Source organism: Flavobacterium panacis, assembly GCF_024649945.1.
GTDB classification, from domain to species: domain Bacteria; phylum Bacteroidota; class Bacteroidia; order Flavobacteriales; family Flavobacteriaceae; genus Flavobacterium; species Flavobacterium panacis.
Genome location: NZ_JANKMS010000003.1, coordinates 44,065 through 61,503 on the forward strand (window position 1 = coordinate 44,065; position 17,439 = coordinate 61,503).

General features: G+C 32.6%; 9 protein-coding genes. 5 read left to right on the forward strand and 4 right to left on the reverse strand.

The window, feature by feature from the left end; genetic code table 11:
- Positions 1-146 precede the first annotated feature (146 nt).
- The 3 genes from NQQ59_RS08210 to NQQ59_RS08220 all read right to left on the reverse strand — a co-directional run bounded on the left by NQQ59_RS08210 (position 147) and on the right by NQQ59_RS08220 (position 4,435).
- Positions 147-698 carry a hypothetical protein gene (locus NQQ59_RS08210; RefSeq protein WP_144217538.1) on the reverse strand — a complete coding sequence of 184 codons (552 nt, stop codon included), beginning with the start codon at positions 696-698 and terminating at the stop codon, positions 147-149.
- Between the two features lie 26 nt (positions 699-724).
- Complete coding sequence (locus tag NQQ59_RS08215; RefSeq protein WP_144217541.1) at positions 725-2,827, reverse strand: TonB-dependent receptor; 2,103 nt, start codon at positions 2,825-2,827, stop codon at positions 725-727.
- A 333-nt stretch (positions 2,828-3,160) separates the two neighbouring features.
- Positions 3,161-4,435, reverse strand: coding sequence for a PQQ-dependent sugar dehydrogenase (locus NQQ59_RS08220; protein ID WP_144217543.1), 1,275 nt, complete (start codon positions 4,433-4,435; stop codon positions 3,161-3,163).
- 186 nt (positions 4,436-4,621) lie between these two features.
- Between NQQ59_RS08220 and NQQ59_RS08225 the strand changes: the two genes are divergently transcribed.
- The 5 genes from NQQ59_RS08225 (at position 4,622) to NQQ59_RS08245 (ending at position 10,780) form a co-directional block, all read left to right on the forward strand.
- A complete protein-coding gene (locus tag NQQ59_RS08225) occupies positions 4,622-5,152 on the forward strand; it encodes a phosphoribosyltransferase (RefSeq protein ID WP_144217546.1) in 531 nt (176 codons plus the stop codon).
- A 66-nt stretch (positions 5,153-5,218) separates the two neighbouring features.
- Positions 5,219-5,791, forward strand: coding sequence for an adenylate kinase (locus tag NQQ59_RS08230; protein ID WP_144217549.1), 573 nt, complete (start codon positions 5,219-5,221; stop codon positions 5,789-5,791).
- Between the two features lie 202 nt (positions 5,792-5,993).
- Positions 5,994-7,268 (forward strand): hemolysin family protein, encoded by a 1,275-nt coding sequence (locus NQQ59_RS08235; RefSeq protein ID WP_144217552.1) that lies wholly within the window; start codon positions 5,994-5,996, stop codon positions 7,266-7,268.
- Positions 7,269-7,394: 126 nt separating this feature from the next.
- Positions 7,395-8,396, forward strand: a complete 1,002-nt coding sequence (gene obgE, locus NQQ59_RS08240; protein WP_144217554.1) for a GTPase ObgE — start codon at positions 7,395-7,397, stop codon at positions 8,394-8,396.
- 239 nt (positions 8,397-8,635) lie between these two features.
- Entirely contained in the window at positions 8,636-10,780 is a 2,145-nt protein-coding gene (locus NQQ59_RS08245; RefSeq protein WP_144217557.1) for a S46 family peptidase, read from the forward strand.
- 101 nt (positions 10,781-10,881) lie between these two features.
- On the opposite strand, the gene NQQ59_RS08250 is transcribed toward NQQ59_RS08245, so the two are convergent.
- Positions 10,882-17,361 (reverse strand): alpha-2-macroglobulin family protein, encoded by a 6,480-nt coding sequence (locus NQQ59_RS08250; RefSeq protein WP_144217559.1) that lies wholly within the window; start codon positions 17,359-17,361, stop codon positions 10,882-10,884.
- Positions 17,362-17,439 lie beyond the last annotated feature (78 nt).

Sequence of the window (17,439 nt, forward strand, 5' to 3'; positions counted from 1 at the left end):
GAGGATTAAAAGGATTCTGTTTTTTTGCCACGAATTACACGAATTAGCACAAATTTTTAAAGCCAAACTAATTAGTGAAAATTAGTTGTAATTAGTGGCAACCTTAAAAAATCATTCTAATCCTTTTAATCTGTGGCTAACAAAGTCTATTTTATTTTCTTCAAAACTTCTTTTGCGACGGCTTTGTATGCGGCCGAATGATCTCCGAAATCTTTATCAATAATTACTTTTAATTCAGGATGAATCCAATCGTAATGATTTCCTAAGACGTATAATGTTCTTATCGAATAAGCTTTTGTTGCAACTTTAGTATCATTTATTAACCAATCAAAAGACACTTCTATACAATCTTGAAGATTTTCTTCAGAGAGTTTAATGCAGTTTTCACTTTTTTTATAATGCGATTTTACTAAAAGTTGTGTCACTTTTGCAATGGGACGAAGCGAACTTTCGTCTTTCAAAACCTTTAAATTCGAACAGAAAAAATCAAGATGCGGTTGTAGCCAAAGCAATTCTTCGTAAGAAACAAATTCTAAAATCCAGCAGGCTTTATGGTTGTTTTTGTCTTCGGGTGAAAAACAAATTGAAACTAATTCGCTAAAAAGCGAGGGATTTTCCAAAACATCTTGTGCAGCTTTTAGACGGTTTTCTCTATAAGCATTTACGTAATCTAGTTTTTTTTGTAATTCAGACGGCATCGTTCTAGCGGTATTTAAATACTTAGCTAAAATACATAATTTAATGAGATAATTCCGTAGTAATTTATTGGTAATCCTGGATAATAAAATCTAGGCTGTGCATTTCCAACTCCTGTTGCATTGGTCAAAATCATCGAAGCATATTTTTCGTTGGTGACATTGTTTATCCCAGCATCCAAATGGGTTGTTAAATCTGATAAAATTTCAAATTGATAACCTGTTTTTAGATTTAATAACGAATAAGAATCTGAAAAATTCGCGTTTGAATCGTTCATCGGAATTTTATCTGTGAACTGAAAATCGGCTGCAAAATAAAATCCCGAATTGGTATTGAAATTAAAACCTGCGTTTGCGGTATTCGCTGGAACTCCAGTTAATTTGTTTCCTGAATAATCATTTCCGTTGTCGACAAATTCTTTGAATTCATAATTTCCGATAGAAGCGCCTGCATAAGAATTCAAATTGAAAGTTCGATTGATTGTCCAATTGTGTTTTAAGGCAATTTCAATTCCTTCATGAAATGTTTTTCCAGCATTTACGCCTTCATATTGATCGTCGCCAATTCTTTTGGCAACCAATAAATCTTTAATTTCCATTCTATAAACCGCAATTTCAGCGTATGATTTTTTGCTGAAAAGATGAAGTTTACTTCCCAGCTCAAAATTATAACCCGTTTCAGGTTTTATATTTTGATTGATATTTCCTGTGCTCGTTAAAGTTTCTTCGGTTGCGGGAAGAGAAAATCCTCGGCTGGCAGAAAAGTAGAAAGTCTGGATTTCATTTGGCTTGAACAAAAATGAAAGTTGTGGCGAAAAAATGCCATCATAACTATAATGTTCCGTTGGGTTATTCGCGGAAGCGGGAAAATCATTCTGAAGTTCAAATTTGGTTTTATTGTAATTTAAACCTGCTTGAATTTCAAATCGCTCAGAAAGCAAGGTTCTGATTTGAGAAAAAATATTGTAAAAATGCCTTTTTTGATTGGTTGCCGAAAGTTGATCTCCTTGTAAACTTCCGTTTCCATTATTTTGCTGATAGAGATTTTCAAAAGTATTTCCGCTATAATTGTCTGCGAAATATTCAATTCCGCCAATAAATTGATTGTTGATTTTTCCGATTTTAAAATCTCCCGAAAACTGCGTTCTTGCTCCAGAAGCAAAAGTATATTGGCGCAAAATATCAAAAGGACGCGGTTCGTTGCTGTCTTTATAATTAATGAAAACCGAAGTCGAATTATTCAAATGATCGTTGATTTTAAAATCATAAGCCAATCCGCCCAAAGTCGATTTGTATTCTTTAAACCCTTTTGATGCAACCCAAGTAGGCGCGCCCGCTTGCGGATTATTTTCGAAAGTCGTTTTGTTGATCGAACTCGGAATGTAGGCTTTCAGATACGTATAATTCGAAAAATAAGTCAGTTTGCTATTTTTCTTTCTGAATAATTCTCCTCCAAGTGTAATTCCTTCACGATTATATGCGCTGTTTTCTCGCCATCCATCTGTTTTTAAATTATGATAACTCAGGTTTAAAGAGGAGCTTTTTTCATTCAAATCAAAACTGATTCTATTTTTCAATAATCCGAAAGAGCCAAAAACAGAACTGACTTCAGCTTGATAATTCCCTTTTTTTAAAGATTGAGGCGAAATCAAAATCGCACCGCCCAATCCCGCGCCGTAAACACTAGAAAGTGGCCCTTTAATAATTTCAATTTGATTGATGTTTTGAAGGTCAATATCATCAATTACAGTTTCGCTATTTCCAGAAGTCAGCGGAATACTCCCATAAAAAGCGCGAATTTTATTAGTCCCGTAAGGAGTTCTTGCGCCAATGCCTCGAATCGAAATTCGGGTTGTTGTAATATTAGACGATTGCATAAAAACGCCAGGAATTGTATTAATGACATTGCTAATGTCTGTAGTGTTATTTTGAAGTAATTCTTTTTCGGATAAAATGCCAATAGAAGCGGGACTGTTTTGCAAATCACGATTAATGTGAAGCGGACTTATTAAAACTTCATTTAGTTTTTGCGTTTTAACCGAGTCAATATTTTTGACTTCTTTTTCTTGTGCAATTAGATTTTGGAAAACAATGAATGCAAAAAGAAGAAGAAAATATTTTTTGAAAAGCATAAATGTAGTTAGAGGTTTTGGAGTTTGGAATTTTATTTCGGAAGAAAAAATATTGGAATTTTATTTTAACACATAGAAACATAGCATTGATTGAGGCAAAAAAGGCGTTTCACTAATTTAAATTCACATAGTAACTATGTGTGAAAACGAGTTTTCTTAAAATCAACTTTAATACTAAAAAATCTATGTCTCTATGTGTTTAAAATCTTTAGTTTGTTCCGAAATCCAATGGATTCGAAAAATTGAATATTCTTTATAACCACAAATTACACAAATTTTCGCAAAATTAATTTGTGCGAATCTGCGTAATTTGTGGTTAAAAGGAATCTTATCCTATTTATTCGCAGTAACTTTCCAAATGGTATTACTGCTGTCGTCGTTTACTAAAAGCGATCCGTCATTCATAACAGTTACGGCAACTGGACGTCCGTAAACTTCTGCTTTATTTTCATCAGAAATAAAACCAGTTAAAAAATCTTCTGGTTTTCCTGAAGGTTTTCCGTCTTTAAAAGGAACGAAAAGCACTTTATAACCTGAAATTTTAGAACGATTCCAAGAACCATGCTGACCAACGAAAGCACCGTTTTTATATTTTGCTGGAAAAGCATCTTTTGTATAAAAAGCCAATCCCAAAGAAGCTGTGTGCGCACCAACTGGTACATCTGGAACAATTGCTTTTTCGACCAAATCTTTTCTTTCACCTTTCATTCTCGGATCAGGAATACTTCCAAAATAAGAATATGGCCATCCGTAGAAACCATCTCTTTTTACACTTGTAATATAATCTGGAACTAAATCGTCTCCTAATTCATCACGTTCATTTACAGCTGTCCAAAGTTCTTTGTTAACAGGATTCCAATCCATTCCAACAGGATTTCTCAATCCCGAAGCGTAGATTTTTTCTCCAGTTCCGTCAGGATTAATTTCTAGAATTCCAGCGCGACGCACTTCTTTGTCAACGCCATGTTCGGCATTATTGCTTCCAGAACCTACAGAAACATAAATTTTGCTTCCGTCTGGACTTGCTAATAAATTTCTTGTCCAGTGATTGTTGTAACCTCCTGCAGGAAGTTCAAGAATTTTTTCTCCTTTAGTTTCTAATTTTAACGGATTGTTTTTATAAGGATAACGGTATAATCCGTCGGTATTGGCAATATAGAAATAGTCTTTTAAAACCAGCATTCCAAAAGGTTTGTTGAGCGCAGTTATAAAAACTTGACGACTTTCATATTTTCCATCTTTGTCTTTATCTCTTAAAACGGTAATTTGATTTTTACTGGATCGTGTGCCACTTTCAACTACAAAAATATCTTGATTCGGTGCAATATAAGTCCAACGTGGATTCTCAAATCCGTCAGCGAATTTAGTAACGGTAAATCCTTCTGGTGCTTTTGGCGTTTTTCCTTTTGGCCAGCCAATTACTTTGCTATTAACTGTTTTAGATTCTGTTGCATACGGAGGAGGAAGCGTTACATCTCCAACAGCAGTTTTTACTACGTTTCCTGGCTGTTTGGCAAGAGCTTCCTTTTCTTCTTTCTTGACTTGTCCGTTGCAGGCTGTCATTAGCGCTAATAACGGTATGGCAAATAATGGTAAGGATTTTTTCATTGGTTTTTTGGAGTTAAATAATTATATCACAACAATTTACTCAAATTAAAAACAGCATCAAAATCAAATTTGTAATTATTAACTGATATTTAACATTCAGAAAAAATATCGCGATACAGTCCATTTTGATAGAAGCAGTTAAGTTCTAATTCTTTATCTTTGTCCATTATTTTAAAAAGAAAAATAATGATACAAATTCACGATAAACAATTTGTTCCGTTTATTTCGGCTAAAGAAATCGATTTTGCTTTAACTAAAATGGTGGCTCAGGTCGAAGACGATTTTGGAGATGATACCCCAATTTTTATTGGAGTTTTAAATGGTTCTTTTATGGTGGTGTCAGATTTTTTGAAAAAATATAAAAAACCATGCGAGGTTTCATTTATCAAAATGGCTTCGTACGAAGGAACTGAATCGACAAATACGGTAAAAGAATTAATCGGAATCAATCAAGATCTTTCGGGAAGAACGGTTGTAATTATTGAAGATATTATCGATACAGGAAATACGATCGAAGAATTAAAGCACTTGTTTAAAGCACAAAATGTAAGTCATTTTAAAATTGCGACATTATTCTTTAAGCCAGAAGCGTATAAAAAAGACATTAAAATAGATTACATCGGAATCAGAATCCCGAACAAATTTATTGTAGGTTACGGTTTAGACTACGATGGTTTAGGTCGAAACCTTACGGAAGTTTACAAATTAGCAGAATAACAAAACACAACTAAATATTCATTTAAAGACTTCTGAAAGACAGAAGTAACAACACTCATTTCAATTATGATTAACATCGTTTTATTTGGAAAGCCTGGTGCAGGAAAAGGAACTCAGGCAGAATTTTTAAAAGAAAAATACAATTTAACACACCTTTCAACTGGAGATATTTTTCGTTTTAATTTAAAAAATGATACTGAACTAGGAAAAAAAGCAAGAGTTTTTATGGACAACGGAGAATTGGTTCCTTGCGAAGTAACAACTGCAATGTTAATTGATGAGGTAAAAAAACACCCAGATACAGCAGGGTTTTTGTTCGATGGTTACCCAAGAACAATCAATCAAGCTGAAGCATTAGATAAATTTTTGCCAACAATCGGATCTAGCGTAACAGCGACAATCGCTTTAGAAGCAGATGATGAGATTTTGGTAGCGCGTTTATTAGAAAGAGGAAAAACAAGCGGAAGAGCTGACGATCAAGACGAAGAAAAAATTCGTGTAAGATATCAAGAATACAATGAGAAAACAGCTCCTCTAATTGGATATTATAAAGAACAAGGTAAGTTTCACGCCGTAGACGGTATCGGAACTATCGAACAAATTACAGAACGATTAACGTCAGTTATAGATAATTTGTAGAAGCTTTTTCCAGCTGTACGTTACAAGTCCTCGCTAAAAAAACTATTTTTCCAAACCATAAAACGAGCTTCCGTTGGTCGCTGTTTTCTGGCAGGAAAAATTAGTTTTTTTAGCTCCGGGCTTTTCACTTCCATCTGGGCTAAAAATCAAGATTGCGAATTATTTTTTAACAAGACCATTTTATAACGAATCCCCCTATCAATTGGAAATACTAATTATATTTTTTCTAATTCTATTAAACGGAGTTTTCTCCATGTCTGAAATCGCTTTGATTTCGGCCCGTAAAAACAGGTTGGAAACAGCAGCGAAAAAAGGCAACAAAAGTGCTAAAACAGCACTGGATTTAGCCAACTCTCCAAACAAGTTTCTATCAACAGTACAAATCGGAATTACCTTAATCGGAATTTTGACAGGTATTTATTCTGGAGACAAAATTACGGCAGATGTCGAACTTTTCGTTTCAGGTTTTGCCGCATTAAAACCTTACGCACATTCAATTGCGGTTGGAATTGTAGTTGTGGTTCTAACTTTTTTCTCATTGGTTTTGGGAGAATTGCTTCCAAAACGAATTGGATTAAATTATCCAGAAGCAATTGCAAAAATGGTTGCGATGCCAATGAAAGTGATTTCGATTATTACGGCACCATTTATTTGGTTGTTAACTTCTTCGACAGATTTTTTATTAAATGTTCTTCAAATAAAACCAACTGCTGACGGAAAAGTTACTGAGGAAGAAATCAAAGCCATCATTAAAGAGGGAACAGAAGTAGGAGAAGTTCAGGAAATTGAACAAGATATCGTGGAGCGTGTTTTTCATATTGGAGATAGAAAAGTAAGTTCGTTAATGACGCACAGAAAATCTGTTGACATGTTGCCGTTAAAAGAAGATAAAGCAAAAATCAAAGAATTAGTAGTTCAAGATCTTCATGCGGTTTATCCTGTTTATAATGAAAATTACGATGATATTGTGGGTGTCGTAACACTTAAAAATATCTTTGCCAACATTGAAAATGAACAATTTGATTTGTCAGCAATAGTTTCAGATGCACCTTATTTAATGGAACAAACTACAGCTTACAAAGCTTTAGAAAATTTCAAGAAAACAGGAGTTCATTACGCTTTAGTTTCAGACGAATATGGTGTTTTTCAAGGACTAATTACTTTGAATGACATTCTAGAAGCTTTAGTGGGTGATGCATCAGAATTTTACAAAGACGAATTCCAACTTATAGAAAGAGAAGACGGTTCGTGGTTAGTTGACGGACATTATTCGTTACACGATTTCTTAACGTATTTCGAATTAGACGAATTAACCAACGATTACGAAGTAAACACCGTAAGCGGAATGATTATGACCGAACTTTCTCATATCCCAAAAGAAGGTGAAAAGTTAGTTTGGCAAAAATTCGTTCTAGAAGTTATCGACATGGACGGCGTTAAGATTGATAAAGTGCTAGTGAAAGCGCTTAAAGAGTAAAAGTTTTCAGTCGCAGTTTACACTCGACATAGATTGAGATTGAATCAAAAATAAAATAAAATAGAATTTAGAAATGGAAGCTAGAGAAATCTAAAATCTAAAATCTAAAATCTGAAATTCAGAAAAATGACAGAAGGAAATTTTGTAGATTACGTTAAGATATATGTTTCTTCCGGAAAAGGAGGAAAAGGATCTACGCATTTACATAGAGAGAAATTTATTGAAAAAGGAGGTCCAGACGGTGGAGACGGTGGCCGTGGAGGACATGTATATTTAGTTGGGAATAAAGGACTCTGGACATTATTTCATTTAAAATTTGCAAGACATGTAAAAGCGGGGCACGGTGGAGACGGAGGTTCTGATAGAAGTACAGGAGCAGACGGAGAAGATAAAATTATTGAAGTGCCACTAGGAACTGTTGTAAAAGACAAAGAAACTGGTGAAACACTTTTTGAAATTACAGAAGACGGAGAAAAAAGAATCCTTGCAAAAGGAGGAAAGGGAGGTTTAGGAAACTGGCATTTTAGAAGTTCAACAAACCAAACTCCTCGTTATGCACAGCCAGGTTTGCTTGGTATAGAAATGGATGTGATTCTAGAACTTAAAGTTTTGGCAGATGTTGGATTGGTTGGTTTTCCAAATGCTGGAAAATCTACTTTATTGTCTGTATTGACTTCAGCAAAACCAAAAATCGCTGATTACCCTTTTACGACTTTAAAACCAAATTTAGGAATCGTAGCATATAGAGATTTTCAATCTTTTGTAATTGCCGATATTCCTGGAATTATTGAAGGTGCTGCAGAAGGAAAAGGTCTTGGTCATTATTTCTTACGTCATATTGAACGTAACTCAACTTTGTTGTTTTTGGTTCCTGTTGATACACCAGATATTAAAGCTGAATATGATATTTTGGTTAATGAATTAACGAAATACAATCCTGAGATGTTAGACAAAGAACGTCTTGTTGTTATTTCAAAATGCGATATGCTGGATGATGAATTGAAAGCAGAATTGAAAGCAGAATTGGATGTTTCGTTCAAAGATGTTCCTTATATGTTTATTTCATCTGTTGCACAACAAGGTTTGACAGATTTAAAAGATAAGCTTTGGAAAATGCTTAATGAATAAATGCTAAGCCTCTAAGTTACTAAGCTACTAAGTTCAAAGAAAAAACTTAGACTCTTAGAAACTTATCAGCTTAGTAACTTAAAAAAAAGGTGTTCTAATTTTAGAACGCCTTTTTTGTTATGATAATGTTAAATTCGTAATAAACGGCTAAAAAGCTATTATCAAATTTAATTTTAGGACTGTTTAAGATGAAATAATTGTTAAAATGGCTTATATTCGCATCACTTAAACAAAATAACATGAAAAAAGTAATTTTATTCTTTACCATGTGCCTAGTGGCTTTCCCAATGAGAGCCGATGAAGGAATGTGGTTCCTGATGTTTATCGAAAGATTAAATCACAGGGATATGCAAAAAATGGGCTTGCAATTGACAGCCGAAGAAATTTACAGTATCAACAATCATAGCTTAAAAGATGCGATTGTACAATTCAATGGAGGATGTACTGCAGAAATCGTTTCAAACAGCGGTTTGGTTCTTACGAATCACCACTGTGGTTACAGCGCGATTGCAGAACTTTCAACTGCTGAACAAAATCATTTGAAAAATGGTTTTTGGGCAAAAAATCGTTCAGAAGAATTAAAACCAAAATCTTTATACGTTCGTTTCTTCGTGCGTATGGATGATGTTTCTAAAAGAATTTTGTCTAAAGTAAATGATACGATGACAGAAACTGAAAGAAACAAAATCATTCAGCAAGAAATCGCTTTGATTGAAAAAGAAAACAGCGAAAACGGAAAATATACTGTTTCTGTTCGTCCTTTCTTTCAAGGAAATGAATATTACTATTTTGTTTACCAAGATTACACAGACGTTCGTTTAGTTGGAACTCCTCCAGAAAGTGTTGGTAAATTTGGTGGAGATACAGACAATTGGGAGTGGCCTCGTCAAACTGGAGATTTCTCTATGTTTAGAGTTTACGCAGATAAAAACGGAAACCCAGCTGCTTATTCTAAAGACAATGTGCCATTACAGCCAAAACATTATTTACCTGTAAGTATCAAAGGGGTAAAAGAAAATGATTTTGCAATGATTTTAGGATATCCTGGAAGAACAAATCGTTGGATGCCAGCTGGCGGAATCGAACAAAACATTAAATATGCTTATCCTGCGTGGGTTGAAGGTGCAAAAACCGGAATGGACGTAATGAAAAAGTATATGGATAAAGATGATACTGTTCGTTTGCAATATGCTTCAAAATATGCTTCAACAGCAAACTACTGGAAAAACCGTCAAGGTATGATCGATGCTTTGACAAAAGCTGGAACAGTAGATACAAAAGCAGAACAAGAAGATAAATTCTACGAGTGGGCAAGTAAACCTGCTAACAAAGAAAAATACGAGAATGTAATTCCAACAATCAACGACTACTACAGAGAAACTAACGAAAAAGCGCGTCATGATAATTATTTGATGCAACTTTTACGTACTTCTAGTTATGCAACAGGACCAGCTAATTTAGGAAATGCATTAATCGCTTATTACAAAGAAAATGATGCTAAGAAAGCAGAAATGCTTCCTAAAATTAATGCGTTGATTGAGTCAATCTACGGTGAGTTCTATGCTCCTTTAGAAAAAGATATCTTAACAGCTCAATTGAATTTATACGCTTCTAAAGCTGCAGAATACGGACTTGCAACAGAAATTGCAAAAATGAAGACAGCTAACAATGGCGATTTCACTGCTGATGTAGCAAAAGCAACAGAACAAAGTTACTTTACCTCTAAAGAAAAAGTTTTAGGTTTCTTAGCAGATCCGAAACCAGTAGCAATTACACATGATCCGTTGTATATTATTTCTAATGATTTATTGACAAAATACCGTTCTAAGACAGACGATCAGGCAAAAGCTGATGATGGTTTTGCAACTGCTTACCGTAAATTGGTAGAAGGTTTGAGAGAGTCTAAATTGAACGCAATTAAATATCCAGATGCAAACTCAACGTTGAGGTTAACTTACGGGAAAGTTCGTGCTTTACCTGCTGATCCTCGTAACGATGCTAAAATCAATAATTATACTACAATGGAAAGTATGGTTAAAAAATACAAAGCAGGAGACCAAGAATTTGACTTGCCAGCTCGTTTATTAGAGTTGAACAAGAAAAAAGATTACGGACAATATGCTGACAAAGCAGGATATATGCCAGTAAACTTCTTAACGGATAATGATATTACAGGAGGAAACTCTGGTTCACCAGTTCTTAACGGAAAAGGAGAATTAATCGGAATTGCTTTTGATGGTAACATCGAAGCAATGGCAGGTGATGTTATCTTTGATTCTAACTTACAAAGAACAATTAACGTTGATATTCGTTATGTACTTTGGATCATCGACAAATACGCTGGAGCGAAAAACATTATTAACGAATTGACGATTGCTAAATAATCCTCAATTTTGATCATAAACATCAAACGCGACAGGTTTTAAACCTGTCGCGTTTTTTTATTCCCTTTTGGAATTCCGAATTTTCTTTTTTCGAATTTAAATTAATTCACTTTCACTCTTATTCCTTTGGTGTGACTTGCAAATTCTGGTGCGTACATACTTTGAATTGTTGTAATTCCGTTTGAAAATTCACCGCTATTATTAACTCTAATATCATATTCAATAACATAAGTTCCTTTGTTGATTTTATCAAAGAAAAAATGAGTTGCTGCATCTTTTGTACTCATATAATAGCCTAATTGATCTTTATATTGATATTGTGAAAGAACATTTACAGGTTCAAAACAAGAAGCTCGCATATCTTTTAAATGAACATATTCGCTGTCTTCTTTGGCTTTGATGATTAATCGAACTGAAACTAAATCACCCTTTTTTAAAGGATTTTTGGCTGTAATTTTTTCTAGTGTTTCCCCTTGTAGAGTACTTTTCTTCAAATACAATTCTTTTTCAACAGATAATGATGATCCTGAGTTGTTTTTGATTTTATCTAAATCTTCAAAATATTGCCAATACACGCCACCAAAACCAGGAACTTTAGACTTGTTTTGGATTTTTATTGAAGCCATTTCTTTTTTCACTTCTTCGGCTTTCCAGTTTAATTTGATGTAACCTGTTTCGGCTTCTTTTTCGTTTTCGGCTAATTTTTTAGTGATGATTTTTTCATCTCCCAATTTTATTACAGTATTGTCTTTTACCGATAGCCAATCCGTTCCTTGCATTAATAAAGCATAAATAGCTTCGGTTGTAGATTTTGTTGTGGGCCAGTTTTTGGTTTGTTTGTTTTTTAATAACCAAACTTTCATCGCATCTACCGATTTGGTGTCGTTTGTCACTTCGGCGAAAGCCTCGATCAACAAGGCTTGTGTTTCTATCGGAGCTTGGTACCAATACCAACCCGATTTATTGGCAATCCAGTACATTCCCCAATCTTCATTGTTAGATGCTGTTTCTTTTAAGCTTTCAATAATTTTTTTAGCGCTTTCTTTTTCTCCAAAACGATTTAAAGTCAAAGCTGCTAAACCTTTTTCATAAATAGAATAGTTCAGCCATTCTTTTTTAGTGGTTTCCAAATACAATTTACTCGCTTTTTTCAAAGTATCAGATAATGGATATTTCTCCAAATAGAAACTTCTGGAATACAAATAATGCAAATCAGAATATGGATTGATCCAGATAAGTTTGTCTCCTGCTTTTAAATTTTTTGTTCTTGTTTTATAATATTCTAAAAACGTATTGTCTAAGAATGGAATTCCAGTTTTAGCAATTTCATCAATTTTAGAAGTATTGTTTTTACTCAATTTTTCTAAATGACCTAAGCCCACTAAGATATGTCTTGTAATATATTCGCTTTCATAACCTCCATCAAACCAAGCAAAACCTCCAGATGGCTTTTGTTTTTGTTTTAGTTTTTCGAAAACTGTTTCCTGCGAAGTTTTCATTTTTTCTAAATCGAACAAAAGAGCGAGATTTTTTTTCTTTTCATTTTCAGTTTGAGCATCATTTAACCAAGGAGTTTCAGCTAGAATTAAAGATTTTAATTCTTCATTTTCTTCTAATTTAGAATTCGGTTTTCCGCTTTTTCTCCAATTTTCAAAAACAGTTGCAATCTTCGGATTACTTGAAATAATTTCTGAAGCCAAAGCATTGGCATAATAACGTGCAAAAGTTTGTTCAGCACATTCATGTTCGTACTCCATCAAATAAGGCAAAGATTGAATGGCAAGCCAACTTGGATTAGAAGTATATTCTAGCGTAAATTGATGGTTTTTTAATGTAGTCGAATTATTGTTTTTTAAATTCTCAAACGTATATTCTTTTGTCGAATTCTCACGAACCCAAATCGGAATACTTTCTGTAACCAGCATGTTATTGGTCAAAACAGGAAGAATGTTTTCTTCTCCATCCGAAAAATTGCCTGATTTGGCTACGATTCGATATTGAACACCTTGTAATCCTTCTGGAATTGTAATGGTCCAATTTGCAGTTGTATTTCCGTGCGCTGCAATTGTAAAGTTTTTAATGTTTTTTGTGTTGCGCATTTTAGCATCAATGGGCTGCATAGTTACGGCATCAAAAAACTGTAAACTTGCGATTCCTGTTTTCGCTTCAGTGGTAACATTTGAGATTTTAGCACTAATTACAATCGTATCTTTTTCTCTAAAAAATCTTGGGAAATTCGGTAAAATCATCAATTCCTTTTGAGTAATGATGCTTTTTTCTAAATAACCAGAAATCGCATCTTTATTATGTGCTAATAGACGAAGTTTCCATGCGGTCAAAGCTTCAGGAGAAGTAAAATTGAAACTTACTTTTCCTTTGCTATCAGTTTTTAAATCTGGTAAAAAGAAAGCGGTTTCAGAAAGATTTTTTCTAGCTTTTACTTGATTTAATTGTTCTAAAGCTTTTTTTGAAGTAACAAAAATAACTCCATTTGCTCCTTTGCTTCCATAAGTGTTTTTTACTTGTTTGTCTTTTAATACAGAAATCTCGAGAATGTCATCTGGATTCAAATTTTTAAAAGTATCTTCGCTAATTATTTCTCCATCTAAAACAATTAATGGTTCTGCACCTTTATTTGATATGTAAGCTTTAATATTGAATTCTTTTGAGTTTTTGTATAAAAGCTCAGAGTCAATTCCTGCTGTATTATAGACAGTATTGTCCTCTTGTACAATTTCCCTTTCAGAGACTACTTTTTTTGATTTTAAAGTTCCATAACCGACTAGTTCAACTTTGCGGAATTCTTTTGAATCCTCAATCAAAACAATATTTATGTTCTTTCGGATTCCAGGTTTAATAGTCTGGTTAACAAAACCAAGTGAGCTAAAAATAAGTTCTTCCTCTTGTCCGGCTTCTATTTCATAATATCCATCTTTATCAGTGCTTACTGTTCTTTGCGTTCCTTTTATTTGGATAGAAGCTTTTTCAAGAGGTAAATTATCTTTTGATGCTACAATCCCGAATACCATTTTGGTGTTCAAAGGTTTCTTGATTTTTTTATTTAATTGTTTTTGATATTCTCTGTATTGAAATGGAGTGAATGAATCATTAAAATCAAAACCGAACCACATTAATTTGATTTCATTTTCATTATTTAATTCTAGAGGTTCATAAATAGGATCTGGAATTTGCGCATAACTGTACGTAATTTGAGATCCGATATTAGTTTTAAAAGTGCCATTGTTGTAATTACGGTTATAAAACTCTAATAGCGTCCATTTGTCTTTCTGAAAGAGATCTAAAGAACTGTCATACATTGAAGCCAAAACTTCAGCTTCATTTGAAGTGTTAAAAGCTTTCAATTTAAAAGCCCAATTTTCCTTTTTTCCAGGTTCAATTTTGTTTCTAAAAGTTTCGATATCCAACTCTAATGCCTGTTTTTTAGTTTCTAAAGGAACTTCAATTTGATAGCTGAATAATGAATTTTCAAAAAAACTTTGACAACTGATATTTAGATTGTTTTCAAAATCATCTTTTATCGGAATTTTGATAAAATTCTCCGTTTTTTTAAGATAAAGATTGTCTTCAAAATAAGCTTTACTTCTGTAACTGCCGTAAATGTTCACAAAAATGTCAGGGACTGATGTTACTAATTTTAAAGCAACAAAACCATCTTTTTTAGGGTTTTCATTCAATTGCTCAAGTGTAATTAAATGCGAAGGATTTACTACATCTTTGCTTTGAATAATTACAAATTTGGATTTTGTTTCAATTTTATTTTGAAGACTATCCGTTGCTGTTGCAACAAGAGTATAATTTCCAGATTTATATTCTGAAATAAAATCTAAAGCTACTTTTTTGTCTTTTAGCGTATTGATTTTTTTGCTGTAAACCAAAGTTCCAGTTCGATCATTTTTTATTTCTTCATTATTTTCATAAGGAAATAATTTTTCAAATTCTGCTTTAGAAATTGTTTCAATTTCTGGTCGCTGGTTAAATATTCTACTTTTAAATTTATGAGTTAAAGGTTCGTCAAAATATATTTTTAAATCGGCTTCAGACGCTGAAAATTGGCCGTTCAAATTTGTACTTGAGATTGTAATTTCTTTTTTGCTTTTGGTTTGAATTGTAGGAGGAATTTCAGCTTTAAGAATTAAATCGTGATATCCTATTTTTACAGATGAATTAGAAGTATGAGTTTCTCCATTAATGTCTGTTACACTAGCTGTAATTTGATAGTCAAGAACGGGTAAATCTTCTTTTGAAAAGCCTTCGAAAGGTTTTGCAATGAAATTAATTTCAAATTTTCCTGCTAAATCAGTTTGTGTTTCTCCTTCTGCAATGATCTCTGATTTTCCATATTTATTGAAATAATTTCCTCTTTCAATAACAAAGGGTTTGCACTTGATTAAATATTTAACTTTAGCATCAGAAACAGCACTTCCTGCAAATGCTTTAGCAATTCCGGTTACTTTAACGTCTTTGCCAACTTGGTATGTTTTCAGGATGGGGTTAAATGTTACTTCAAATTTCGGTCTTTTATATTCTTCTACTTTGAAAGTCACTTGAGAATATTGAAATTGCAGCTTATCCCAGAAATTATTTTCTGGCTTTTTTATATCATCATTAGCATTCTTTTTTTCTTCTTTTGGAGGAAAAACGTTTATTGTGAAAACACCTGTTTTTCCGTTTTTAGGTAAAATGAAATTACCAGAAAAAGAACCAAATTCATTAGTACTTACCTCAAATTCATTGATTTTTTGATAATTAGCATCCTGAAATCTAATTTTTACAGGAGCCTTTGCTATAACCGATGTTTTATCTCCGTTTTTTTGAAAAGCTATCCCTTTATAATAAACAGTTTGCCCTGGCCTATAAATCGCTCTGTCTAAATATAGCTTGACAGTTGCTAGAGGTTTTTCTTCGGTATCAAAATAATCATTGATATTATTTAATTGTCTTTTGGTAACCTGAAGTGTGTCATTTGTTGTAAAGAATTCAATAGATTCATCATTGTAATAGTTCTTTGGAATGTTTTCTAAATATGCTGTACCATTTTTGTTTGTTACAGTAGTTTGAGCATTAAGTTTTATAGTAACATTTTCCAGAGGCATTCCGGTTTTTCGATCATTCAACTGAAATTGATTTTTTTTATTTTCTTTTCTGACCGAAACCGCAATATTGGTTATTGTAATGAAATCAAAAGAAGATGCTTTAGTGTTTTTTATACTTGAATCACTTTCAAAATAAACTAAATAAGAACCTTTTTCTAGTTTTGGAAGCAGTATTTCTGTAGAATAATTAAAATAATCCTTTTTCTGAGGAAGCAAATAATCTTGAGTAAGAGTTGGTTTTTTGTTTTCTAGAATTTTATGCGAAAGAATAGCCGTATGATTATGAATAGTTTGTAATTCTGATAGTTGTTTTTGATTAATTTTATAAAACGAAACACTTAATTTCTCAATATTATTATATTGAATAAAAGCACGGGTATTTTCGCTCTCATACGAGTTTTCCTGGAGCCGTATGGATAATGATCTGGCTTCTAATATAGATTGTTGCTTTACCGCACGTTTGTATGTGTTTGAATGAACATTCGTTTCTAATATACTATCAAGGAGAATTGCAGCCTTATTTCTATAATCAGGATGAAGTTTTTTAGAAGAATGCTCATAATAAAATAATGCTTTTTCTAATTGAATTTTTTGAATTAGATCTTGATTTTTAGTCTTTTTTTGAAATACATTAAGAAAGGAAAGATAATCATCATCTGAATTAATCATGTATTTTTTGCAAAAAACAATTCGATCCCATTGATTTTCTATTGTTGGATGATTTGTTTCTTGTTTTTGATACAACAATAAAGCTGTCCTTAATTTTTTGTTTTTTACAAAGTCTAAATTTAATTTTACGAAATTGACAGAATCGTCTAAAAGCGCTTTCGCATATTTTGTGTAATCACTTTTCAAAATTTCCCACTCATAAATTATGCTGGAATAATACTGTATGTTTTCGGCTAAAACATAATCATAGAGTGTTTTGTTTTTGAATTCACTTAAAGTAACATAATCGAATATTTTTTCATAATTTTCTAAAGAGGTATTTTTTAGAACAGTTTCATTTTCAAGTGAATTATTATAAGAAGTTTCAATTTGTTTCTTTAAAAAATCTTCAGGCCAAGTCAAAAAATTATCTTCTAAAAAAGAATCGTTATTTTGAGTATAGGTATAATAGGGTTCTTTCTTCAAAAAATCGGTTAGACATTTTGCATAAACCAAGTTAAGAATTGCTTTTGATGGTATAGAAACGCTATTAATTTCGTTTTTTAGATTATTTAAAATTTTAATTTGCGCATTTTCATCAACAACCTGTAAATATTTAGATTGATAGAAAAAGCATTTTATCATTTGTGGTTCTTCATTTTTTGAAACGGCTTTTTTGTAAATCTTGGTAACAATTTCATTTGCCGATTTAATTTTTCCTTGCTGTTCTAAAGCAATCACTTTCATCCAATTTTTATCATTTTGTTGACCAAATAATACAGAAGACAGCAACAAGAGTACAAATAATATATTTTTCATAAGAAAATTTTAAACTTTAGAAGTCCAAATTTCTGAAAAGGTTCGAAACTATTTGCAGTTTTTTAAGATAATTTTCGC